The following is a 22,158-nucleotide window of genomic DNA, read 5'->3' on the forward strand; positions in this document are numbered from 1 at the left end:
CCGTCGCCCGACGCCCTCGCCGCCGGGCCCGCGGACGTGGGGGACATCGTCGCGGCCCGGCGCAGCGTCCTCCCCGGCCCGTCGCCGTCGGGAGACCGCCGGCCCGCCGGGGTGCAGGCACCGCCCGTCGCGGAGGTCCCCGCGGCCGCCCCGCCCGCTGTCGACCCGCCCGCTGTCGCCCCGCCCGCAGCCGCCCCGCCCGCGGCCGCCCCGCCCGCCGTCGCCCCGCCCGGTGGGGGCCCCGTCGGTGTCCGGCTCGCGCCACCGTCCGTTCCCCGCCCACCGTCCGTCCCCGGCCCGTCGTCCGATCCCGGGGACGGGGACGGGGCCGGGTCGCCGCTCCCGGCCGGCCCGGCCACCCTCGTCGCCACGCGCGACCGGCACGTCGTCGTCCCCGCCGCCGACCCCGGACCGGGGGGCCCGTCCCCGGTGACCGGCCGGGTGCTGCAGGTGCCGCCCGACCTGCTCGACGGGCTGCGCCCCGGCGACCCGGTCGAGCTGACCACCGCCGACGTCACCGACGACCTGACCGTGGTCTCCCGGACCGAGGTCCCGGCCGGGGAGGTGGCGGCCGTGACGGCGACCGCCCTCGCCGCGCCGGGCCCGGACGGCCGGTGGACTCTGGTGGTCCTGGGTTAGGCGCTGCGCAGCGGCAGGGCCAGCTCGGCCGGGGCGCCCGGCGTCAGGCGCACCGGGATGCCCCAGTCCTGCTGGTAGCGGTGGCAGGCGGCGAAGACGCCGTCGCCGTCGTCGCAGGCCGCCGCGGCCACGCTGACCTGCAGCACGCCCTCGCCGCCGTCGGCCAGCACCAGCTCGCGCGCGAGCCCGGGGGAGGTGCCCGCCCCGGACACCAGCAGCTCGGGGGGCGACGCGGCGACCGTCAGCGAGGTGGGGTCGCCGAAGCGGGTGTCGAGGTGCTGCCCGGTGGGCGGGACGAACTCGATCCGCAGCGCCAGCGGGCCGGGGGAGAGGTCGGTGCGGGTCCGCCGGACGCGGTGCGCCGCCCCGTCGACCCGGGTCGAGGCCGGGATCGGCACCCGCACCAGCCGGTGCGCCGCGGACTCCACGACCACGAGCGTCTCCCCGTCGACGAGGACGTCCGAGGGCTCCCGCAGGCCGGTGGCCAGCGTGGACACCGTGCGGGTGGCGGGGTCGTAGCGGCGCAGCGCCCCGTTGTAGGTGTCGGCGACGACGACCGACCCGTCGGGCAGCACGGCCACCCCGAGCGGGTGCTGGAGCAGGGCCTGCGCGGCGTCCCCGTCGCGGTGGCCGAAGTCGAACAGCCCCAGGCCGACGGCCGTGCTCACCTGCGCCCCGACGCCGGGGGCCGGGGTCATCGACCGCAGCGCGGAGGTCTCGGAGTCGGCGATCCACAGCGTGCCGTCGGGGGCGACGGCCAGGCCGGAGGGCTGGGCGAAGAACGCCTCGGACGGCGGCCCGTCGCGTAGGCCCTCGTTGGTGGTGCCGGCCAGCACGGTCGCCTCCCCGGTCGCCGGGTCGACCGACCACAGCTGGTGCGTGCCCGCCATCGCGACGACGACGCGCCCGTCCCACAGGGCGAGGTCCCACGGCGTCGACAGCTCGGTCGCCGCCTGCCCGACCTCCACCCTCGTGCGCAGCTGCGCACCCGTGCCGGCCAGGGTCGAGACGGCCCCGTCGGACAGGCGCACGCGGCGGATCACGTGGTTCACCGAGTCGGCGACCAGCACGTCGTCACCGAGCAGGAGCAGGCCCTGCGGCTCGGAGAACGGGCCGCCGCGCTCCCCGGACCCGATCCGCCGCCGCTCGGTGACGAGGTCGGGTTCGAGCTCCACGAGCTGGTGGTGCGTGGTGTCGGACACCAGGAAGGTGCCGTCGTGCCCGTCCCCGGGTGGCAGGGCGATCACCTTGCCCGGGAAGCGCAGCGCCGTCTCCGGCTCCGGCGGCGCGACGTAGGGCCCCTCGCCCCGGCGCAGGGCACCGGCGTGGGTCCGCACCAGCTCCTCGAGGAGGACCCCGAGCCCGTGCGCGTGCCCCTCCCCGGCCATCTGCGCGACGACGTACCCGGCCGGGTCGACGACGACGAGCGTCGGCCACGCGCGGGCGGCGTAGGCGTCCCACGTGCGCAGCTCGGGGTCGTCGAGCACCGGGTGGGTCACGCCGTAGCGCTCCACCGCGTCCTCGACGGCGACCGGGTCGGCCTCGTGCACGAACTTCGGCGAGTGCACCCCGACGACCACGAGCTCGTCGGCGAACCGTTCCTCCAGCGCACGCAGCTCGTCGAGGACGTGCAGGCAGTTGACGCAGCAGAACGTCCAGAAGTCCAGCAGGACGATCCTGCCGCGCAGGTCGGCGAGGCGGAGGTCCTTCCCGCCGGTGTTGAGCCAGCGTCGCCCGAGCAGTTCCGGGGCCCGTACCCGCATGCGATCCACACGCCGCCCAACCCCGCCCGCCGCGCGCGTGTTCCGCCGCCCGGCGAGGATGGGGTCATGCCGGAACTGCCCGAGGTGGAGCTCGCCCGCACCGTGCTGTGCGACGCGCTGCACCGGGAGATCGCCTCGGTCGACGACAACGACGACTGGGTGTGCCGCCCGCACCCGCCCGGCCAGATCGCCGCGGCGCTGGTCGGCGGTGAGCTGACCGCGGCGCACCGGCGGGGGAAGACGATGTGGTGCGAGACGTCCACCGGCCCGCACCTGGGCATCCACCTCGGGATGGGCGGGCAGATCATCGTGGACGGGCGGGTCGGCCCGACCGGCCCCGAGCACCGCGCCCCCGGCCCCCGCAAGCCCGAGTGGGACCGCTTCACCGTCCGCTTCGCCGACGGCGGCCGGCTGACGCTGTTCGACAAGCGGCGCCTGGGCCGCGTCCGCCTGGACCCCGACATCGACGCGCTCGGCCCGGACGCCGCGACGATCACCCGCGAGGAATTCCGCACCCGCGTCCGGCGCGGGCACGCCGCGGTGAAGGCGCGGCTGCTGGACCAGACCGTGCTCGCCGGCGTCGGCAACCTGCTCGCCGACGAGACGCTGTGGCAGGCCTCGATCAGCCCGTCGCGCCCCGCCGACGAGCTGCGGCCGGCCGAGGTCGACCGCCTGCACGACTGCCTGGAGGCGTCGCTGAAGGCGGCCGTCGCGCACGGGGGCGTGCACACCGGCGAGGTGATCCCGTACCGGCACGCCGACGCCGCGTGCCCCCGCTGCGGGTCGCCGATGCGTCACGGGACGGTCGGTGGCCGCTCGACCTGGTGGTGCTCGACCGAGCAGCGCTGACCCGGTCAGAACGTGACGCCGTGGCGGGCCATGACCGGGCCGGTGGCCTCGAAGTCGAGGTCGCAGCCGTAGCGGGCGGCCATCGCGGCGAGCTCCTCGGGCGTCGGCCCGGCGGTGAGGTCGGCGAAGGACCGGAACAGGTCCTCCAGGCCGGACGGGGAGATCAGCTCCAGGCAGGAGGCCGGCTCGTCGCCGGCGTTCCAGAACGTGTGCCACTGGTCGCGCGGCTTGAACAGCAGGTCGCCGGGCCCGGCGACGAGCTCCTCGTCACCGAGCACCGCGCCGATCCGGCCGGTGAGCACGTAGGTGTACTCGTCCTCGTCGCGGTGGCGGTGCATCGGCGCGGCCAGCGCGCGCGGCTCGAACAGGTGCTGGACCAGCGCGAACCTCCCGCCGGTCTCCTTGCCGTCGATCATGAAACGGTCCCGCACGCCGCCCAGTGCGGAGAAGTCGCCGTCGTGCGGTCCGAGGACTCGGGCTGTGGTCATGGCGGGAACGCTAGGTCGGCGCGGCGGCCCGGCCCATTCCAGGAAAGTGGTATCCCGCCCGGTCCGCGGCGGGCGTAGCGTCGGCCGCCGTGACCGACCTGCAGCGCGCCGCCGACCGGATCGCCCGCGTCGCGGCCGCGCCGCTCGACCTGGTGACGCTGTGGCAGGAGGCCACCGACGTCCTCTCCGGCGCCGTCCCCTTCTACTGGACGCCCTGCTGGTACACCCTGGACCCGGCGTCGCTGTTGATGACCAGCCACTTCCACGACGGCATGCCGGAGTTCCCGCAGGAGTGGCTCCAGGCCGAGTACCTCTCCGACGACGTGCACAAGCTGGTCGACGTCACCCGCTCCGGCGCCGGCATCTCGACCCTGCACGAGGTGACCGGCGGCGACCCGAGCGGAAGCCCGCGCTGGCGGGCGAACATGGAGATGGGCGGCGACCAGGAGCTGATCCTGGGCCTGCGCACGCGCACCGGCGAGGTCTGGGGCGCGCTGGGCCTCTACCGCGAGCCCGGCGAGCCGATGTTCGACCGGGCCGAGAAGGAGTTCCTCACGGCGGTGGCGCCGCGCCTCGCGGAGGGGGCCAGGCGCGCGCTGCTCGTCGGGGAGGCCACCGATCCGGAGGGGCCGGGATCGCCCGGCCTGGTGATCCTCGACGGGCGGTTCGAGACGCACTCCACGACCCCGGGCGTCGACGACCTGCTCGCCGACCTGCCCGACGGCGACGTCGGCGCCGGCCGGTTGCCCACCGCGGTGCTGGCGGTCGCGGCGCGGGCGCTGCGCGGCGACGGCACGACGGCGATGGCGCGGGTGCTCTCCCGCAGCGGCCGCTGGCTCGTGCTGCACGGCGCGCCGATGGACGCCGCGGGGGAGCGGCGCGTCGCGGTGATCATCGAGCCGGCGCACCCCGCCCGGATCCTACCGCTGCTCATGGCGGCCTACGGCCTCACCGAGCGGGAGCGCGACGTCACCGCGCTGGTGCTCCAGGGCAGCTCCACCGCGCAGATCGCGCGGGAGCTGGTGGTGTCACCGCACACCGTGCAGCAGCACCTGAAGTCGATCTTCGACAAGGCCGGGGTGCGGAGCAGGCGCGACCTCGTCGCCGCCGTGTTCTTCACCCACTACGAGCCGCGGTTCCGCGACAACGAGGGGCGCGTGGCCCGGAGCAGGCCGGTGCGCGGCGGACCGGCCGGCTGAGCCGGGCGCCGGAGATCACCGGAAGTGGTGCCCGGGTGTCGCCGGTGGCACCTGCCGGCCACTTCCGGCGATCATGCCCGCCGGTCGTGCCGGCGGGACGCGCCGGCCCCTCATGTCGCGGCGGCCGGCCGCAGCGCCCGCCGCCGCCACCAGGTCCACGTCGCGGCGCAGGCCGCGAGCCACGCAGCACCCAGCAGCCAGCCGATGAGCACGTCGCTGAACCAGTGCACGCCCAGGTAGACCCGCGTCGACCCGACGGCCCCGACCCAGAGCGCGCCGGCGAGCACCATCGCGACCCGGCCCGCCGTGCCGCGCCCGGCCCAGGCCAGCACCACCAGCGACCCGATCACGACCATCGACATCGTGGCGTGCCCCGAGGGCAGCGACTCGTTGGTCTCGCGCACCACCTGGGTCAGCGCCGGGGGCCGCGGCCGGTCGACCAGGATCTTGATGCCGCGGAACAGCAGCACCGCCCCCGCCATCGTCCCCACGACGAACACCGCGTCGGCGCGGCGGCCCCGCGCCCAGCACCACAGGCCCGTCAGCGTGGCGAGCAGGGCCATCGCGAAGGTGTTGCCGACCTCGGTGATCGTGACGGCGACGGTGCTGAGCCCGGCGGAGCGGGACTCGACGGCCTCACCGAGGAACCGGGCGTCGAGCCGGCCGGGGCCGACGGTGTCGAGCGCCGCCCACATCGCCGCCCCGGCGCCGAGCAGCAGCAACACCGCCAGCAGCACGGTCCGTCCGGGCCGGGGAGCCGTGGGGGCCAGGGGGCCGTCGAGGCCTGCGGGCGGCGCGGGGTCGCCGGTCGGGGCGGGCTCCGGCGCCCCCGGGGTGTGCGTCATCGCCGTCCTCGTCCGTCGTCCTCGTCGCCGGCGTTCCCGGTCAGCGCCCGCGCCACTCGCGGTAGCGGGCCACGAGCGCGGCCGTGGAGGAGTCCAGCGCCGACAGATCGGGCGACGGGTCGGTGAGCGTCGGGCCCAGCTGCCGGGCCAGGACCTTCCCGAGCTCCACGCCCCACTGGTCGAACGAGTCGATGCCCCAGATCGTGCCCTGCACGAACGTGACGTGCTCGTAGAAGGCGATCAGCTGCCCCAGCACCGACGGCGTGAGCCGGCGCGCCAGGATCGTCGAACTCGGCCGGTTGCCCGGCATCACCTTGTGCGGCACCAGCTCGGGCGGGGTGCCCTCGGCGGCGATCTCCTCGGCGGTCTTCCCGAACGCCAGCGCGGAGGTCTGGGCGAACAGGTTGGCCATGAACAGGTCGTGCATGTCGGTGGTGCCCTCGACCGACCGCACGTGGTTGGGCTCGGCGAACCCGATGAAGTCGCACGGGATCAGCCGGGTGCCCTGGTGGATGAGCTGGTAGAACGCGTGCTGGCCGTTGGTGCCCGGCTCGCCCCAGAAGATCTCGCCGGTCATCGTCGTGACCGGTGTGCCGTCCTCGTGGACGGACTTGCCGTTGCTCTCCATCGTCAGCTGCTGGAGGTAGGCGGGCAGCCGGTGCAGGTACTGGCTGTAGGGGAGCACAGCGTGGGTCTCGGCGCCGAAGAAGTCGACGTACCAGATGTTGAGCAGCCCGGCGATGACCGGAAGGTTCTGCTCCAGCGGGGCGTCACGGAAGTGCCGATCCATCGCGTGCATGCCGGCGAGGAACTCGGCGAACCGCTCCCGGCCGATCGCGAGCATCAGCGACAGCCCGATGGCCGAGTCGACGGAGTAGCGGCCGCCGACCCAGTCCCAGAAGCCGAACATGTTCGCGGCGTCGATGCCGAAGGCCTCGACCTCGGTCGCGTTCGTCGAGACGGCCACGAAGTGCCGCGCGACGGCCGCCTCGTCGTGGAGCGCTCCGACCAGCCAGGCGCGCGCGGCGCGCGCGTTGGTCAGCGTCTCCTGCGTGGTGAAGGTCTTGGAGGAGACGACGAACAGGGTGGTGGCGGGGTCGAGGTCGAGCAGTGCCTCGGTGAGGTCGGTGGGGTCGACGTTGGACACGAACCGCATCTGGAGATCGCGCCGGGCGAAGTCGCGCAGCGCCTCGTAGGCCATCACCGGGCCCAGGTCCGAGCCGCCGATCCCGATGTTGACCACGGCCCGGATCCGCTGCCCGGTGTGCCCGAGCCACTCCCCGGACCGGACGGCGTCAGTGAAGGCGCCCATCCGGTCGAGCACCTCGTGGACGTCGTCGATCACGTCCTGGGCGTCGACGGCCAGCGCGGTGGCGCGCGGTGCGCGCAGTGCGGTGTGCAGGACGGCGCGGTCCTCGCTGGTGTTGATGTGCTCGCCCGCGAACATCGCGTCGGTGCGCTCGGGCAGGCCCGCGGCCCGGGCCAGCGCCGTCAGCAGGCCCATGGTCTCGCCGGTGATGCGGTGCTTGGAGTAGTCGAGCACGAGGTCGGCACCGGTGGCCGTGAACGCCGCAGCCCGCCCGGGGTCGTCGTCGAACAGGTCGCGCAGGTGGGTCCGGGCGACGGCGGCGTGGTGCTGGGTCAGGGCGGCCCACTCGGGGGTTGCGGCGATGTCCACCCCGACATCCTGCCGTCCGTCAGGGGCGCGCGGGAGCCGGGGCGTCGCCGACGTCGGCGGTGCGCTCCCACAACGCGATGCCGCCCAGCAGCCCGGAGATGTTGGGGACGATCGTGCGGTTCGGCCCGAGGGTGGCGGGGTCGAGCTTCTTGGCGTTGCCGCCGCCGATGAAGACGTGGTCGGGCAGGACCATCGCCTCGAGCGCCTGCAGCGCGTCGAGGACGCGCTCGCGCCAGACGTGCTTGCCGACCTGCTCGCGCTGGTTGTCCCCGCACGCCACCTCGATCGAGAGGCCCTCGCCGAACCGGCCGTGCGAGAGCTCCATGTGCGGGAGCAGCACGCCGTCGAAGAAGATCGCGCAGCCGACCCCGGTGCCGAGCGTGATCACCAGCTCCAGCCCCTGCCCGGACACGACGGCCGAGCCCTGCACGTCGGCGTCGTTGGCCACCCGCACCGGGCGCCCGAACCGCTCGCGCAGCGCGGTCTCCAGCTCGTAGCCGTGCCACTGCGCCACCAGCTCGGGATCCGGCGGCAGCCCGGGCCCGCGCCGGGAGAACGCGGGCACCTCGCGCACCCGGCCGCGCCGGATCGCGCCGGGGAAGCCGACGGACACGCGGTCGTAGGAGGGCTGGGTGGCGGCCAGTGCGTCGAGCTCCTCGAGCAGCACCGGCGGCGTGCACGGGTAGGGGGTCTCGCGGCGGACGCGCTCGGAGGTCATCTCGCCCGCGGGGTCGAGCACCGTGGCCTTCAGGCCCGAACCGCCGATGTCGATGGCAAGGGTGAGCATGGGTGCGAACGCTACAGGGACCACCACGGGGACCGGTGGTACCAGCACCCTCCCCGCGTCGCCCGCCGCGCGCTGGGATGGACCCCATGACCTCACTCGTCACGCCCGCCTGGTGGATGGCCGGCGGCCTGCGCAACGTCCCGGGAGTCCTCGCCGCGGGGGAGGGTCGTCTCGCCTTCGTCACCGACGACGGTCCGGTGTTCTCCGTGCCGCTGGCGGAGGTGTCCGACGTCCGCTGGCCGTGGCACTGGTTCGGCGGCGGCTGCCGCCTCGTCGCGGGCGGGCAGCGCTACGCGATCACCTTCGTCCGGCCCAACGGGGCGCCGCCGGTGACACCGTCGCTGCTGGAGGCCACCCAGTCGCTCGCCGTGGTCCTGTCGCTGGGCGCGGTGCCGGCGCACTCCGTCACCGGCCTGTTCGACGTCCGCAGCGGCCGGAAGGCGGGCGCGGCGTGGAAGGAGGTGCTGCCGCGCTAGAGGCGGGCGCCCCGCGGGAGCGTCGGGACGTCGACCGGCACGGTGTCGGGGTAGATCAGGCCGCTGCCGGTGTTGAGCACCACCACGTCCTCGGTGCCGTCGAGCCAGCCGCTCTCGCGCAGCCGCCCGACCGCGGCCATGCACGCCGCGCCCTCCGGGCAGATCCAGGTGCCCTCGTCGCGGGCCAGCGCGCCCTGCGCGGCGAGCAGCTCGTCGTCGGTGACGGCCAGCGCGGTGCCGCCGGTGGCCCGCACGGCGTCGAGGACGAGGAAGTCGCCCAGCGCCTTCGGCACCGTGATCCCGAAGGCGACGGTGCGCGGGTCCGCCGGGGTGACACCCGCGTCGAGCCCGGCGTCGAAGGCGTCGACGATCGGGGCGCAGCCCGCGGCCTGCACCGCCACCAGCCGGGGGAGCGGGCCGCGCATCCAGCCCAGCTCGGCCATCTCCTGCAGCGCCTTGTGGATGGCGATGATGCCGACGCCGCCGCCGGTCGGGTAGAGGATGACGTCGGGCGCGCGCCAGCCCAGCTGCTCGACGATCTCGTAGCCCATCGTCTTCTTGCCCTCCAGCCGGTAGGGCTCGCGCAGCGTCGAGGTGTCCTGGACGCCCGGGCGCCGGGTCACGGCGTCGGCGACGATCGCGCCGGCGTCGCCGATGAGGCCGTCGACCAGGTACAGCTCGGCCCCGGCGACGACGCACTCGCGCCGGGTGATGACCGGCGCGTCGACCGGCATCGCGATCAGGGCGCTCATCCCGGCGCGCGCGGCGTAGCAGGCCCAGGCCGCCCCGGCGTTGCCGTTGGTCGGCATGGCGATGCCGGTGACGCCCAGCTCGGCCGCCCGCGAGACGCCGACCGCGGCGCCGCGGGCCTTGAACGCCCCGGTCGGGACCAGCCCCTCGTCCTTCATCCGCAGCCGCGGGACGCCCAGCCGGGCGCCGTGGCGGGGGAGGTCGAGCAGGGGGGTCATGCCCTCGCCGAGGGTGACGACGTGCCGCTCGTCGCGCACCGGGAGCAGCTCGTGGTAGCGCCACAGGTCGGGGGCGCGCGTGGCGATCTGCGCCGGGCCGACGAGCCGCGCGGCGCGGTCGAGGTCGTATCGGGCCAGCAGCGGGGCGCCGAGCGGGGAGGTGCCCTGGACGGCGTCGGCGTCGTGGCGGGAGCCGTCGCGGGAGCAGTCGAGGTGGCTGAGCGTGGAGTACGAAGGCACCGGGTCAGCGTGCCCGCACTCACCGTCGGCGACGGGACCGGGCCGCGACGGGGTCCCGTCCGGCCGATCGGGCTGGGCCGTCCGGGTGGCGCGGGGGCGGCGTCGGGCTCACGGTGTGTGGTGCGTCACGCCGAGCGGCTCGTGACGCACGGCAACCGGTCGTGTCACGTACGGTCACCCGCTCGTGGCGCTGGGCCGACTGCTCGTCGCGCCGGGGCGAATGGTCGCCGCCCGATGCTCTGACCGGGCGTGTTCGGGCGCCTCCATCGAGTTAGCGTCCCTCACCGAAAGAGATAAGTTGATCACCGAGGGTTCCGGAGGCTCCCCCATGAACCGTCCCCTGCCCGCGCCGCTGCGCGACGTGGCCCTGCTCATCGCCCGGGTGCTGCTCGGGGTCGTGATGTTCGCCCACGGCTACCAGAAGATGGTCATCAACGGCATCGGCCGCACCACCGAGGGCTTCGAGTCGCTGAGCATCCCGCTGGCGATCGTGTCGGCGTCGTTCGTCACCGTCGTCGAGTTCGCCGGCAGCGCGCTGCTCATCGCCGGGGCCCTCACGCCGTTCGTCAGCGCCTGCAACCTGGTGATCATGGCCGGTGCCGCGGTGTTCGTGCACGCCCAGAACGGCATCTTCGTCGCCGACGGCGGGTGGGAGCTGGTCGGCGTCATCGGGGCCGGGTTCCTGCTGCTCGCCGCGTCCGGCCCGGGCCGCTACAGCGTCGACCACCTGATCAACAACCGGCAGCGGGAGGACCGCGAGGCGCTGGCCCGCGCGCAGTCCGCGTGGCCGCGCGGCACCGACGCCCCGCCCGCGCGCACCCCGGTCTCCCACCGGGCCTCCGCGGCCGACCTGTGGACCCCGCCCGGCGGCCTCACCGCCGGTGCCCCGCTGCCGCGGCGCAGCGCCCGGGTGCACGCCCCCGCGGACGTCCGCACCCCCCGCTGACCGACGCGCCGCGGGTCCACCGGCCGGTGGACCCGCGGCGGCGGGGTTCGGTGGTGACGGGGGCTCAGCGGGCGGCCTCGCCCAGCCTCTCGATGCTGGCCGCCATCTGCTCCTCGGACACCCGGGGGTACAGGGCGAGCGCGCCCTCGTCGGTGACCCCGCTCCAGTCGTAGGTGTGGGTGACGCGGGTGCCGCCCTCGGGGGTGGGCTCGAGCTCCCAGCCGTAGGTGTGGCCGCTCGGGTCGAGCTCGCCGATGATGTGGGCCAGCGAGCCGGGCGGGTGGATCGAGGGGGCCCAGGCGATGCGGCGGCCGGGCTCGAAGTCGGTGACCTCGCTGCGCATCGCGTAGTCGCCGATGCCGTCCTGGTTCATCCGCATGACGAACTCGTCGCCGACGGCGGTGACCGGGCCGCCGGAGTCGAGGCCGCGCAGCATTCCTGCGCCGTCGAGCTCGGTGTGCCGGCCCGGGTCGGCGAGCAGGGCGAACGCCTTCTCCGGCGGCGCGTCGATCGTGCCGCTGACCTGCAGGCTGCGGTCCTCGCTCATGTGGATCCTCCATCGACGGTGATGTGGTCGTGCGGGGTGCATCCACCCACGCCGCGCGATGGGCGTCAACCGCGCCCGTGCACTTGGATGGGGAGATGACGACCGACGCCGTACCGGCCGCGCCGCTCGCCGAGTGGTTCCGGACCGCGGTGCCGGGAGTGGCCGACGGACCGCTGACCGTCGCGCGGATCTCCGGCGGCCACTCCAACCTGACCTACCGCGTCACCGACGCCGCCGGTGCGACGTGGGCGCTGCGCCGTCCGCCCACCGGCATGGTCCTGGCCACCGCGCACGACATGGAGCGCGAGTGGCGGTTCCTGGTCGCGCTCGACGGAACGCCGGTGCCGGTCGCGGAGCCGGTCGCGCTGTGCACCGACCCGGGCGTCATCGGGGCCGGGTTCTACGTGATGGGCTTCGTGGAGGGCGACGTGCTGGGCGACGCGGCGTCCGGGCACCGCCTGAAGCCCGCGGCCCGCCACGCCGCCGGTCTGGACACGGTCGACGTGCTCGCCGCGCTGCACGCCGTCGATCCCGACGAGGTGGGGCTGGGCGACCTGCGCCGTCCCGGCGGCTATCTGGAGCGGCAGCTGCGCCGCTGGCACCGGCAGGTGCACGCCTCGGACGTGCCCGACCTGGGCGTCATCGACGCCGCGCACGACCGGCTCGCCGCGCGCGCCGCCGCGCTGCCGCCGTCGGAGGTGCGGATCGCCCACGGCGACTTCCGGCTGGGCAACCTCGCCGTCGGCCCGGACGGGACGGTCCGCGCCGTCTTCGACTGGGAGCTCGCCACGCTCGGCGACCCGCTCGCCGACCTCGGCTGGCTCGTCGCCTCCTGGGGCCGGCCCGGCGACAGCGTCCCCGCGACGCTGGCCGGCCCGAGCATGGTCGAGGGCTGGCCCGGGCGCGAGGAGCTGGTGGCCCGCTACGCCGAGCGCTCCGGCCGAGACGTCGCCGACCTGGACTTCTACGTCGCCTTCGCCCGCTGGCGCTCGTCGTGCATCGGGGCCGGGGTGTACAGCCGCTACGCCGGGGGCGTCATGGGCTCCGCCGAGGACGCGGGCGCGCTGGCCGCCCGGCTCGAGGCGTTCCACACGCAGGCGCAGGCGGCGTACGACGCGCTCGCCTGACCCCCACCCCACCCCGCGAGTCCCCCGGATTCCGTCCGCGAGTCCCCCGATCCACGTCCCCGAGTCCCCCGATCCACGGCCCGAGTGCGGGGGACTCGCGCGCGGGAAACGGGGGACTCGCGTGCGGGAAACCGGGGACTCGCCGACGCAAGAAGGGGGACTCGCGGGGAGGGGGGTCAGGTGAGGGTGAGGGCCAGGGCGGCGGGGCCGGCGCCACGCCGCTGGGTGACCGCGGTGAGGATCCGGCCGAGCAGGCCGTACTTGCGCCGCACGGCGTCGCGGACGGCGCGCAGGCCCGCGTCGTCGAGCACGCGTGCGGTGGCGGGGACGGTCGGACCGGTGACGGTGCCGCGCCGGTCGCACACCGCGAGCGTCGCCTCGCCGGAGCGGCGGGCGCGCGCGACCTTGCCGGTGCCGGCCATCGTCCAGACGCCGAGCTCGCCGCCGTCGAGCGGGACGATCCAGACCGGGGTCGGCACCCCGGTGCCGTCGCGCCGGAACGTCGTGAGCTGCACGAACCGGGCGTCGGCCAGCGGGGTCATGCGTCGACGGTAGCCGGGGTGAGCCGGGCAGGCATCGCGTCGTAGCCGCGCAGCACGCGGGTGGGCCGCCGGTGCGGCGGGCCGGACGGCGCGAGCTCGGGGAAGCGGTCGAACAGCGCGCGCAGCCCCACCTCGCCCTCCATCCGCGCGAGCCCGGCGCCCAGGCAGTAGTGGATGCCGCTGGAGAAGGCGATGTGGTCGCCCGCGTTGGCGCGGCCGACGTCGAAGGCCCCGGGGTCGGTGAACACCGCCGGGTCGCGGTTGGCGCCGCCGAGCATGATCACGACGACCTGCCCGGCGCGCAGCGGCTCGCCCGCGACGGTGGTGTGACGCAGCGCGATGCGGCCGGTGCGCTGGACCGGTGAGTCCAGCCGCAGCACCTCGTCGACGGCGCGGGGCCACAGCGCCGGGTCGGCCTGCAGCCGGGCGAGCTGGTCGGGGTGGGAGGTGAGCAGCGCGGCGCCGTTGCCGATGAGGTTGACGGTGGTCTCGAACCCCGCCGCGAGCAGCAGCATCGCGATCGAGGTCAGCTCGTCGTCGGAGAGCTTGCCCTCCTCGCCGTGGGCGTGCACGAGCGCGGAGAGGATGTTGTCGCCGGGGTGGCGCCGCAGGTGGGCGAAGTGGCCCTGCATCCAGTCGGCCAGCGCGGTGAGGTCGGACTCCGAGCGGCGGAACTCCGACCAGGACAGCCCGGCGTCGAGCGAGAGCGCCCCGCCCGCGCCCCACTCCAGGAACTGCCGGCGCATCTCCACCGGCGCGCCGAGCATCTCCGCGATGACGGTGGCGGGCAGCAGGGCGGCGTAGTCGTCGATGAGGTCGGCGTGCGGGCCGCGCATGTCGTCGAGCAGGCCGGCGGCGATCTGCTCGGTGCGGGTGCGCAGCGCGGCCACGGCCCGGGCGCTGAACGCCCTGGTCACGAGCTTGCGGTAGCGGGTGTGGTCGGGCGCGTCGACCGAGAGCATCGACGGCGGTGTGACCGGCCCGAGCGGCCCGCGGCCCCCGGCCCGCACGAGCGCCCGCAGCGCGGCGGGCGCCTGCCCGCTCGGCCCGCCGACGACCCCGCAGTCGGGGCTGCGCAGGATCGCGGTGGCGACGTCGTGGTGGGCGGTGTTGAGCACGATCCCGTTGTCGACGAGCCGGCCCCGCTCGCGCAGGTCGTCGTAGTGGCGGAACGGGTCGGCGATCATCACCGGGTCGACCATCAGCCGGGCGGTCGGGTCGCCGGCCCGGACGCGGCGCTCGACGGCGCGGCGGATCATGCCGTGGCGCAGCCCCCAGCGGATCGCCTGACGGACCACCATGTCGACCTCCCGATAACCTACCGACGGTAACCTCCGCCGAACCTACCGCCGGTAACCCCGGTCGTGCCAGCGCCGGGTGAGAGGATCGGGCCGGTGAAGCTGTGGGCGGTCAGTGACCTGCACGTGCGCCATCCCGACAACCGCGCGGTCGCCGAGGACCTCCGCCCGGAGTCCGGCGACGACTGGCTGGTCGTCGCGGGCGACGTCGCCGAGCAGGTCGAGGACGTCGTCCGCACCCTGGCGCTGCTGCGCAGCCGGTGGGCCCGGGTGATCTGGGTGCCCGGCAACCACGAGCTGTGGACGCGCGCGAAGGAGGCGGAGCCGCTGCGCGGGGTCGCCCGCTACGAGCGGCTGGTCCGGGAGTGCCGCGCGCTGGGCGTCGACACCCCGCAGGACCCGTTCCCGGTGTGGACGGGGCCGGGCGGGCCGGTCGTCGTCGCGCCGCTGTTCCTGCTGTTCGACTACTCGTTCCTGCCCGACGGCGCGACGACCCCGCAGGAGGGCCTGGCCATCGCGCGCTCGGCGGGGGTGGTCTGCACCGACGAGTTCCTGCTGCACCCCGACCCGTACCCGGACCGCGCGGCCTGGTGTGCCGCGCGGGTGCAGGAGTCGCGCGCCCGCCTGGACGCCGTCGACCCGGCGCTGCCCACGGTGCTGGTGAACCACTGGCCGCTGACCCGGCTGCCCACGCGGGTGCTGCGCCACCCGGAGTTCGCCCTGTGGTGCGGCACGACCGCCACCGCCGACTGGCACGTGCGCTACCGCGCGCGGGCGGTGGTCTACGGGCACCTGCACATCCCGCGCGTCACGGTGGAGGACGGCGTCCGCTTCGTAGAGGCGTCGCTGGGCTACCCGCGGGAGTGGAAGGCCCGGGCGGAGCGTCGAGGGCGCGCCGACCCGGTGCCGCGCCAGGTCCTGCCGGCACCCGCGACCCTCCCGGATCCCGGAACCACCACCACGTCAGCAGCCACGCCCCCGGCCCGGTGACGACCAGGATCGCGATCGCCAGCCAGCCCGTCTCGTACACGAACCCGGTGGCGACCCAGCCCGCGATCCACACGGCCATCAGCGCCGTGCGCCGGCGGATCAGCCTGCGGTGGACGACCGTGAGCGGCTCCCGCATGTCGGTGACGACCACCGCCCGGCTCCGGCGCACGGCACCCAGTCTCTACCCCCGCCTGCCGTAGCGCCGGTGGAACTTCTCGACCTGGCCCGCGGCGTCGAGCACGCGCGCCCCGCCCGTCCAGAAGGGGTGGGAGTAGGCGGTGACGTCGATCGTCACCAGCGGGTAGGTGTTGCCGTCGGTCCAGACGACGGTCTCCCGGGAGGTGGCGGTGGAGCGGGTGAGGAACCGGTCGCCGGTGGACTGGTCCTGGTAGACGACCGGGCCGTAGGCGGGGTGGATGTGCGGTCGCACGACGACTCCTTTGTTGACAACGATTGTCGTGTGCATCAACGTACAGGTATGGAGTCCTGTTCCGGGTTCACGGCCCTGTCCTGCGTCTCGGCCGGCTGCGGGGTGGGCGACCCGGCGACGGTCGGGGCCGAGCTCGTCGACGAGCTGCGCGCGATCGTGCGGGCGAGCTCGCACGGCGTGCTGGTCAGCGCGGGGTGCCTGCTGGGCACCGCGTGCGCGGCCCGCCCCGTCGCGCCGGTGGTCGTCGTCCAGCCCTGCGACGAGGAACGCCGGCCCGTCTCCGGCGCGGTCGCCGTCGGCCCGCTGCGCACCACGGCTGACGTCGCCGCGTTCGCGCAGTGGCTGCGCGCCGGGGACCTCGACGCGCGCCTGCTCCCGCCGCACCTGCTCGACGCCGCCCGCCGCGCCGCCGCGCGCCGGGGCTGACCCCGGCCCCCGCGTTGCAGTGGGGTGGCTCCACTGCAACCCGGTTGCAGTGAAGCCACCCCACTGCAACGAAGGCGGGCGGGGCGCCGCGCGGGGCGGGGCGGGTGGGGTGGGGCCGCGCGGGGCGGGGCGGGCCGGCGGGGCGGGCGGCGGGCCGGCGCCGGACGCGAGCGGGCCGCGACACCCGGGGGCCGGCGTGGTGGGATGGCACCCATGACCGGAGCGGCCGCACTCGACCGTGCCCGCGCCGAGCCGTTGTGGGCCCAGCTCCTCGCCGACCTGCGGCGACGGCTCGACACGGGCGAGTTCGCCGACGCCTTCCCCGGCGAGCTGGCGCTGGTGGGGGAGTACGGCGTCAGCCGGCACACGGTGCGCGAGGCGCTGCGGCGGCTGCGCGACGAGGGCACGGTGGTGGCCGGGCGGGGGCGGTCGCCGCGGCTGGCCGAGCCCACGGAGATCCGCCAGCCCCTCGGCGCCCTCTACAGCCTGTTCTCCTCGGTGGAGGCGGCCGGGCTGAGCCAGCGCAGCGTCGTGCGCACCCTGGAGGTGCGCGCCGACGGGGTGATCGCGGCGCGGCTGCAGCTGGAGGAGTCGACGCCGCTGGTGTACCTGGAGCGGCTGCGCATGGCCGGGACCTCGCCGCTGGCCGTCGACCGGGTCTGGCTGCCCGAGCGCATCGCCGCCCCGCTGCTCGACGTCGACCTCACCCACACCGCGCTCTACACCGAGCTCGCGCGGTCCTGCGGCGTCACCCTGACCGGGGGTCGCGAGGACATCCGGGCCGTCGTCCCCAGCGCGGCCGAGCGCGACCTGCTCGCCGTCGGCCCGGACGTCGCGGCGTTCGCGATCGAGCGCCTCGGCCTGCTGGGGACCGAGCCGGTGGAGTGGCGGCACACGCTGGTGCGCGGCGACCGGTTCAGCGTCACCTCCGACTTCTCCTCCCGCGGCGGCTACCGGCTCGGGCTCGCCCGCTGAGCGTGCTCTCCCCGGCGGGTCTGCGCCGCGTCCTGGTCGTCCTGTGCGCCACCGAGGTGATCAGCTGGGGGATCCTCTACTACGCCTTCCCCGTGCTGGCCTCGTCGATCACGGCCGAGACCGGCTGGTCGCTGGCCACCGTCACCGCGGCGTTCTCGACGGGGCTCGTCGTGTCGGCGCTGGCCGGCATCCCGGTCGGGCGGTGGATCGACCGGCACGGCCCGCGCGCCGTGATGACGGCGGGGTCGCTGCTCGGCGTGCCGGCGCTCGTCGGCATCGCCACCGCCCCGACGCTGCCGTGGTTCTTCGCGGCCTGGGTGCTCGCCGGGCTCGCGATGGCCGGCACGCTCTACCCGCCCGCGTTCGCCGCGCTCGCGCGCTGGTGGGGGCCGCGCCGGGTCACCGCGCTGACGGCCGTCACGCTGCTCGCCGGCTTCGCGAGCGCCATCTTCGCCCCGCTCACCGCGGCGCTGGTGGAGTCCTCGGACTGGCGCCGCACCTACCTGGTGCTCGCCGTCGTGCTGGGGGTGACGACGGTGCCGGCGCACCTGTTCGGGCTGCGCGGGCCCTGGCCCGGGCCCGACCCGGCCGCGCACCCCGCCCACGACGACCCGGGGGCCATCGCGCGCAGCCGACCGTTCGTGCTGGTCGTGCTGGCCGTCGGGCTGGGGTCGTTCACGGCGTTCGCGGTGATCGTCAACCAGGTGCCGCTGCTCGTCGAGCGCGGGCTGACGACGGGCGAGGCGGCCTGGGCGCTGGGCCTGGGCGGGCTGGGGCAGACGGCGGGGCGGCTCGGGTACGGGTGGCTCCAGCGGTCGACGTCGGTGCGGGGCCGCGGGGTCGTCATCCTGCTGGCGACGGCGGCGACGACAGCGCTCATGGCCGCCGTGCCCGGCCCGACGCCGCTGCTCGTCGCCGTCGCGGTGCTGGCCGGGACCGCCCGCGGCGTGCTCACGCTGTTCCAGGCCACCGCCGTCAGCGACCGGTGGGGCGCCACGCACTACGGGCGCCTCGGCGGCATCCTGTCCGCGCCGGTGGTGCTGGCGACGGCACTGGCCCCGTGGGCGGGCGCCGCGCTGGCCGACGTGCTCGGCGGCTACCCGGCGGTGTTCGTCGTGCTCGCCGCGGTGGCCCTGGTCGCGGCGGGGTGCGCGGTGGGCAGCGTGCCGCGCACCGCCCGGTAGCGTCGCGGTCCGTGTCCCGCGACCTGTACGACGTGATCGCCCGGCGCCGCGACGTCCGCACCGAGTTCGTCGACGAGCCGCTCGACGACGACGTGCTGTGGCGGGTGCTCGACGCCGCCCACCGGGCCCCGAGCGTCGGCCTGACCCAGCCGTGGGACTTCGTGGTGGTGCGCGACCGCGCCGTCCGCTCGCGGTTCGCCGAGCACGTCGCCCAGCAGCGCCGGGCGTTCGCCGAGGGTCTCGACGGGGAGCGGGCCGAGCGGTTCGGCCCGATCACGGTGCAGGGCGTCCTCGGGGCGGCGGCCGGGATCGTCGTCACCAACGACCCGGGCCGCGGCGGACCGCACGTCCTGGGCGCGGACACCATCCCCGACACGCTGCTGTACTCCACCTGCCTGGCCGTGCAGAACCTGTGGCTGGCCGCGACGGCGGAGGGCCTGGGGGTCGGCTGGGTGTCGTTCTTCCGCGAGCCGTTCCTGCGCGAGCTGCTCGGCATCCCCGAGCGGCTGCGGCCGGTCGCGTGGCTGTGCGTCGGGCCGGTCAGCCACCTGGAGGAGGTCCCGGACCTGGAGCGGCACCGCTGGCGGGCGCGGCGCCCGCTGGCCGAGGCGGTGCACCGGGAGCGGTTCGGGTCCTGAGCCGGTCGTCACCCGCCGGCCGGGGTGTCCCGGGGCCGGGACACCGGCGTGCCCGGCGGGCCGGGGTGCGCGGGCGATGGTCCGATTTCGCGACAGTGTGACGTGACCGGGGCCACCTACGGTCGACCGTACCGGTCGACCAACGGAGGTTACTGATGAAGGCTCTCGTCTACCACGGCCCGGGGAACAAGGCCTGGGAGGACGTCCCGGACGCGGTGGTCCAGGACCCCACCGACGTGGTGGTGCGGGTCGACACCACGACGATCTGCGGCACCGACCTGCACATCCTGCAGGGCGACGTCGCCGCCGTGACCGACGGGCGCATCCTCGGGCACGAGGCCGTCGGCACCGTCACGGCGATCGGTGACGCCGTGAAGGGCTTCGCGGTGGGTGACCGCGTGCTCGTCCCGGCCATCACCAAGTGCGGGCGCTGCGAGTACTGCCAGCGCGGCATCCCGTCGCACTGCCAGACCGTCGGCGGCATCGGGTGGATCTTCGGCCACCTCATCGACGGCACCCAGGCCGAGCTGGTCCGGGTGCCCTACGCCGACACCTCGCTGTACCTCGTGCCCGACTCGGTCACCAACGAGCAGGCCATCTTCCTGGCCGACTCGCTGCCCACCGGCTACGAGGTCGGCGTGCTCGCGGGCAACGTGCGCCCCGGCGACACGGTCGCCGTCGTCGGCGCGGGGGCGGTCGGGCTGTCGGCGATCCTCACGACCGGGCTGTGGGGCGCGTCCAAGGTCATCGCCGTCGACTCCAACAAGTTCCGGCTGGAGAAGGCGCTGGAGTTCGGGGCGACCGACGCCGTCGAGGTCGGGCCGGGCACCGTCGCCGACGTCATCGCGCTCACCGACGGGCTCGGCGTCGACGTCTCGATCGAGGCCGTCGGCTACCCGGAGACGCTGCTCACCGCGGCGTCGCTGGTGCGCCCGGGCGGCACGATCGCCAACATCGGCGTGCACGGCACCCCGGTGGAGCTGCCGATGCAGGACATGTGGATCCAGAACGTCACGATGACGATGGGCCTGGTGGACACCGTCTCCATCCCGACGCTGCTGAAGATGGTGGGCAGCGGGCGGATCCCGGCGGAGAAGATGGGCACCCACACGTTCACCTTCGACCAGATGGACGAGGCCTACGACGTGTTCAAGAACGCCGCGGCCAACTCCGCCCTCAAGGTGATCATCACCCCGTAGTCGGGTGGGGCGCGTTCGGCGTCAGGCGATGTAGCTGATGCCGAACGCGTCGATCTTGCGGTAGAGCGAGGACCGGGCGATGCCCAGCATCGCCGCGGCCTTGTAGCGGTTGCCGTTGCACTCGTAGAGCGCCTGGATCACCGCGTCGCACTGCGCGGCCTCCAGCATCGACATCCTGCGGCTGCGGCCCTGGAAGCACAGCTGCGGCAGGTCACGCGCCTGGATCTCCCCGACGGGCTTGCGCGCCACGACGTAGCGCAGGACGTCCTCCAGCTCGCTGACGTTGCCCGGCCAGGCGTAGCCCTCCAGCACCCGGACGACCTGCAGGCTCAGCCGCAGCGACCGCCGCCCGGACAGCCGCCGCAGCACCGCCAGCGCGATCTCGCCGATCTCGTCGGCCCGGTAGCGCAGCGCGGGCACGCGGGTGACCTCGTGGAAGTGGCGCAGCAGCAGGCCGTACGGGCGGGTGGCGTCGACGGCCGGGGTGTCGACGCAGCCGACGACCAGCGGCGCCTCCGCCAGCGCGACGAGCGGGCGCAGGGCCTCGTCGAGCCGGCGGGCCCCGACCGGGGTCAGCAGGTTCATCGCGGCCAGCAGCACCAGGGTCGGGCGGCCGTCGGGGGCCAGGTCCGGCCCGGCGTCGCCCGCGTAGGTCTCCCCGTCGACGGTGACCACCCGCCCCGCCGGGTACGCCGCGCGGAACTGCTCGACGAGCAGCGTGCGCTTGCCGACCCCGGGCTCGCCGATGAGCAGGTGGTTGCGGCCCTGCCGGATGCTGGCGACGACCTCCTGGCGCGCCCGCAGGTACGGCGAGAGCAGCTCGCGGTTGGCCCGGATGCGGGCCTGCGCGTGCTCGTGCCGCGTGACGCGCAGGTCCTGCGCGTAGTCGCGCCGCGTGGTGGGCGCGACGTGCGATCCCTGCCGGCGCACGCTCTCCGGCGGCCGGGCGACCGCGGGCTCGCCGGCCGGCGCGCCGGTCAGCACGCAGCCCACCGACGCCCCGCCCAGGTGCACCGGCCGCACCCCGACCTCCGCGCACCGCCCCGAGGGCAGGTCGACGTGCCGGGTCGTGAAGTCGGCGAGCACCAGGCTGGCCAGCAGCAGGTCGCTGAGCACCCGCTGGTCGGCGGCCGGGAGCTGCCGGGCGGGGCCGTTGGTGACGACGTAGTCGCCGTCGGTGGCCAGCACCCAGGCCCCGCCGCCCGCGTGCTCGGCGGCGAAGCGGTCGAGGATCGCCCGCGTCACCCGGTGCGGCTCACCCGCCACCGCCTCGGTGACGCGGTCGGCCAGCGTCCGGGCCAGCGGCAGCGCCAGCGGGGTCCGGTCGGTCTGGTGGCACAGCACCGAGAGGACACCGGCGGTGCCGCCGGTGTGCGGGTCGGTGACGACGGCCGCGGCGCCGGCCAGGCAGGTGAGCCGGGAGTGGAAGTGCTCGGCCCCGTCGACGGCGGTGTCGGCCCGGTCGTGCAGCGCGACCGCCGCCGCGGTGGTGCCGACGGCCCGCTCGCCGTAGCCGTACCCGGGCACCAGCAGCACCTCGTCGAGCAGCCGGGCCAGCGCGCGGTCGCAGTCGCGGCGGGCGCGCACCACACCGGCCGGGTCGAGCAGCACGACCGAGCAGCCCGCCCCGGGATGCTCCGCGGTGAACGCGTCGAGCACGTCGCCCGCGCAGGTGACCAGCCGCGGGACGTCGCGCTGGTGGCCGAGGAAGTGCGCCGTGACCCGCTCCGGGTCGACGTCGTGGGAGCGCGAACGCTCCCACGACGCGGCCACCGACGGGGCGAGCAGCTCGGGGCCGGGGGCACGCGCGGTCCCGGCGAGGAACGACCGCCGCGCCGCCTCCAGCTCGACCGCCCGCGTCGCCACCGGCCGAGCATAGGGTCGGATCCGGGGGTCGCGTGTCCGGCAATGAGACGCGGCCCCG

General features: G+C 75.5%; 22 protein-coding genes. 11 read left to right on the forward strand and 11 right to left on the reverse strand.

Translation table 11 applies throughout. The annotated features are described in order from the left end of the window. Window positions 1-635: 635 nt before the first annotated feature. Window positions 636-2,402, reverse strand: a complete 1,767-nt coding sequence (locus tag PHY01_RS19690) for an NHL domain-containing thioredoxin family protein (RefSeq protein WP_141280519.1) — start codon at window positions 2,400-2,402, stop codon at window positions 636-638. A gap of 66 nt (window positions 2,403-2,468) precedes the next feature. Between PHY01_RS19690 and PHY01_RS19695 the strand changes: the two genes are divergently transcribed. After that, window positions 2,469-3,251, forward strand: a complete 783-nt coding sequence (locus PHY01_RS19695) for an Fpg/Nei family DNA glycosylase (protein ID WP_141280521.1) — start codon at window positions 2,469-2,471, stop codon at window positions 3,249-3,251. 5 nt (window positions 3,252-3,256) lie between these two features. Here PHY01_RS19695 and PHY01_RS19700 read toward each other — a convergent pair whose 3' ends face one another. Beyond that, window positions 3,257-3,739, reverse strand: coding sequence for a cupin domain-containing protein (locus tag PHY01_RS19700; protein ID WP_141280526.1), 483 nt, complete (start codon window positions 3,737-3,739; stop codon window positions 3,257-3,259). A gap of 89 nt (window positions 3,740-3,828) precedes the next feature. Here PHY01_RS19700 and PHY01_RS19705 point away from each other — a divergent pair, with 89 nt between their 5' ends. Further along, complete coding sequence (locus tag PHY01_RS19705) at window positions 3,829-4,938, forward strand: response regulator transcription factor (protein WP_218030236.1); 1,110 nt, start codon at window positions 3,829-3,831, stop codon at window positions 4,936-4,938. Window positions 4,939-5,048: 110 nt separating this feature from the next. On the opposite strand, the gene PHY01_RS19710 is transcribed toward PHY01_RS19705, so the two are convergent. Genes PHY01_RS19710 through PHY01_RS19720 form a run of 3 tightly spaced genes read right to left on the reverse strand, consistent with a single transcriptional unit; the run spans window position 5,049 to window position 8,248 of the window. Then, window positions 5,049-5,783: a phosphatase PAP2 family protein gene (locus PHY01_RS19710; protein WP_218030237.1), complete on the reverse strand. Its 735-nt coding sequence runs from the start codon at window positions 5,781-5,783 to the stop codon at window positions 5,049-5,051. A 40-nt stretch (window positions 5,784-5,823) separates the two neighbouring features. Then, a complete protein-coding gene (gene pgi, locus PHY01_RS19715) occupies window positions 5,824-7,461 on the reverse strand; it encodes a glucose-6-phosphate isomerase (protein WP_141280528.1) in 1,638 nt (545 codons plus the stop codon). 19 nt (window positions 7,462-7,480) lie between these two features. Further along, a complete protein-coding gene (locus PHY01_RS19720; RefSeq protein ID WP_141280530.1) occupies window positions 7,481-8,248 on the reverse strand; it encodes an ROK family protein in 768 nt (255 codons plus the stop codon). A gap of 86 nt (window positions 8,249-8,334) precedes the next feature. Here PHY01_RS19720 and PHY01_RS19725 point away from each other — a divergent pair, with 86 nt between their 5' ends. Next, window positions 8,335-8,724, forward strand: a complete 390-nt coding sequence (locus PHY01_RS19725) for a hypothetical protein (RefSeq protein ID WP_141280532.1) — start codon at window positions 8,335-8,337, stop codon at window positions 8,722-8,724. Here the strand turns inward: PHY01_RS19725 and PHY01_RS19730 are convergent. Then, complete coding sequence (locus PHY01_RS19730; protein WP_141280534.1) at window positions 8,721-9,932, reverse strand: threonine synthase; 1,212 nt, start codon at window positions 9,930-9,932, stop codon at window positions 8,721-8,723. The two genes, PHY01_RS19725 and PHY01_RS19730, sit on opposite strands and share 4 nt — an antisense overlap. 328 nt (window positions 9,933-10,260) lie before the next feature. Between PHY01_RS19730 and PHY01_RS19735 the strand changes: the two genes are divergently transcribed. Continuing rightward, a complete protein-coding gene (locus tag PHY01_RS19735) occupies window positions 10,261-10,878 on the forward strand; it encodes a DoxX family protein (protein ID WP_218030239.1) in 618 nt (205 codons plus the stop codon). 64 nt (window positions 10,879-10,942) lie between these two features. On the opposite strand, the gene PHY01_RS19740 is transcribed toward PHY01_RS19735, so the two are convergent. Beyond that, on the reverse strand, window positions 10,943-11,425 hold the full coding sequence (locus PHY01_RS19740; RefSeq protein WP_170183893.1) for an SRPBCC family protein: 483 nt from the start codon (window positions 11,423-11,425) through the stop codon (window positions 10,943-10,945). A 95-nt stretch (window positions 11,426-11,520) separates the two neighbouring features. On the opposite strand from PHY01_RS19740, the gene PHY01_RS19745 reads away from it, so the two are divergent. Then, window positions 11,521-12,552, forward strand: a complete 1,032-nt coding sequence (locus PHY01_RS19745; RefSeq protein ID WP_141280538.1) for a phosphotransferase family protein — start codon at window positions 11,521-11,523, stop codon at window positions 12,550-12,552. A 176-nt stretch (window positions 12,553-12,728) separates the two neighbouring features. Here the strand turns inward: PHY01_RS19745 and PHY01_RS19750 are convergent, their stop codons facing one another. Beyond that, complete coding sequence (locus tag PHY01_RS19750; RefSeq protein ID WP_141280540.1) at window positions 12,729-13,094, reverse strand: PPOX class F420-dependent oxidoreductase; 366 nt, start codon at window positions 13,092-13,094, stop codon at window positions 12,729-12,731. Then, window positions 13,091-14,395: a cytochrome P450 gene (locus PHY01_RS19755; protein ID WP_141280542.1), complete on the reverse strand. Its 1,305-nt coding sequence runs from the start codon at window positions 14,393-14,395 to the stop codon at window positions 13,091-13,093. Before PHY01_RS19755 ends, PHY01_RS19750 begins: the two co-directional genes overlap by 4 nt. A gap of 84 nt (window positions 14,396-14,479) precedes the next feature. On the opposite strand from PHY01_RS19755, the gene PHY01_RS19760 reads away from it, so the two are divergent. Continuing rightward, a complete protein-coding gene (locus tag PHY01_RS19760) occupies window positions 14,480-15,382 on the forward strand; it encodes a metallophosphoesterase family protein (protein ID WP_218030251.1) in 903 nt (300 codons plus the stop codon). A 181-nt stretch (window positions 15,383-15,563) separates the two neighbouring features. On the opposite strand, the gene PHY01_RS19765 is transcribed toward PHY01_RS19760, so the two are convergent. Beyond that, the gene (locus PHY01_RS19765) at window positions 15,564-15,812 is read right to left on the reverse strand and encodes a type B 50S ribosomal protein L31 (protein ID WP_141280547.1); all 249 of its coding nucleotides are present in this window, start codon (window positions 15,810-15,812) and stop codon (window positions 15,564-15,566) included. Between the two features lie 48 nt (window positions 15,813-15,860). On the opposite strand from PHY01_RS19765, the gene PHY01_RS19770 reads away from it, so the two are divergent. From PHY01_RS19770 to PHY01_RS19790, 5 genes are all read left to right on the forward strand, one after another. Further along, window positions 15,861-16,238: a hypothetical protein gene (locus PHY01_RS19770; RefSeq protein WP_141280549.1), complete on the forward strand. Its 378-nt coding sequence runs from the start codon at window positions 15,861-15,863 to the stop codon at window positions 16,236-16,238. Window positions 16,239-16,442: 204 nt separating this feature from the next. Further along, on the forward strand, window positions 16,443-17,213 hold the full coding sequence (locus tag PHY01_RS19775; protein ID WP_141280551.1) for a GntR family transcriptional regulator: 771 nt from the start codon (window positions 16,443-16,445) through the stop codon (window positions 17,211-17,213). Between the two features lie 2 nt (window positions 17,214-17,215). After that, window positions 17,216-18,397: an MFS transporter gene (locus PHY01_RS19780; protein WP_141280553.1), complete on the forward strand. Its 1,182-nt coding sequence runs from the start codon at window positions 17,216-17,218 to the stop codon at window positions 18,395-18,397. Window positions 18,398-18,408: 11 nt separating this feature from the next. Next, window positions 18,409-19,035, forward strand: coding sequence for a 5,6-dimethylbenzimidazole synthase (bluB, locus tag PHY01_RS19785; RefSeq protein WP_141280555.1), 627 nt, complete (start codon window positions 18,409-18,411; stop codon window positions 19,033-19,035). A 155-nt stretch (window positions 19,036-19,190) separates the two neighbouring features. Next, window positions 19,191-20,234, forward strand: a complete 1,044-nt coding sequence (locus PHY01_RS19790; RefSeq protein WP_141280557.1) for an alcohol dehydrogenase catalytic domain-containing protein — start codon at window positions 19,191-19,193, stop codon at window positions 20,232-20,234. Between the two features lie 21 nt (window positions 20,235-20,255). Here the strand turns inward: PHY01_RS19790 and PHY01_RS19795 are convergent, their stop codons facing one another. Next, the gene (locus PHY01_RS19795; protein WP_141280559.1) at window positions 20,256-22,100 is read right to left on the reverse strand and encodes an AAA-type ATPase lid domain-containing protein; all 1,845 of its coding nucleotides are present in this window, start codon (window positions 22,098-22,100) and stop codon (window positions 20,256-20,258) included. Between the last annotated feature and the right edge of the window lie 58 nt (window positions 22,101-22,158).

This window comes from Pseudonocardia hydrocarbonoxydans (assembly GCF_006539565.1).
Lineage (GTDB): Bacteria > Actinomycetota > Actinomycetes > Mycobacteriales > Pseudonocardiaceae > Pseudonocardia > Pseudonocardia hydrocarbonoxydans.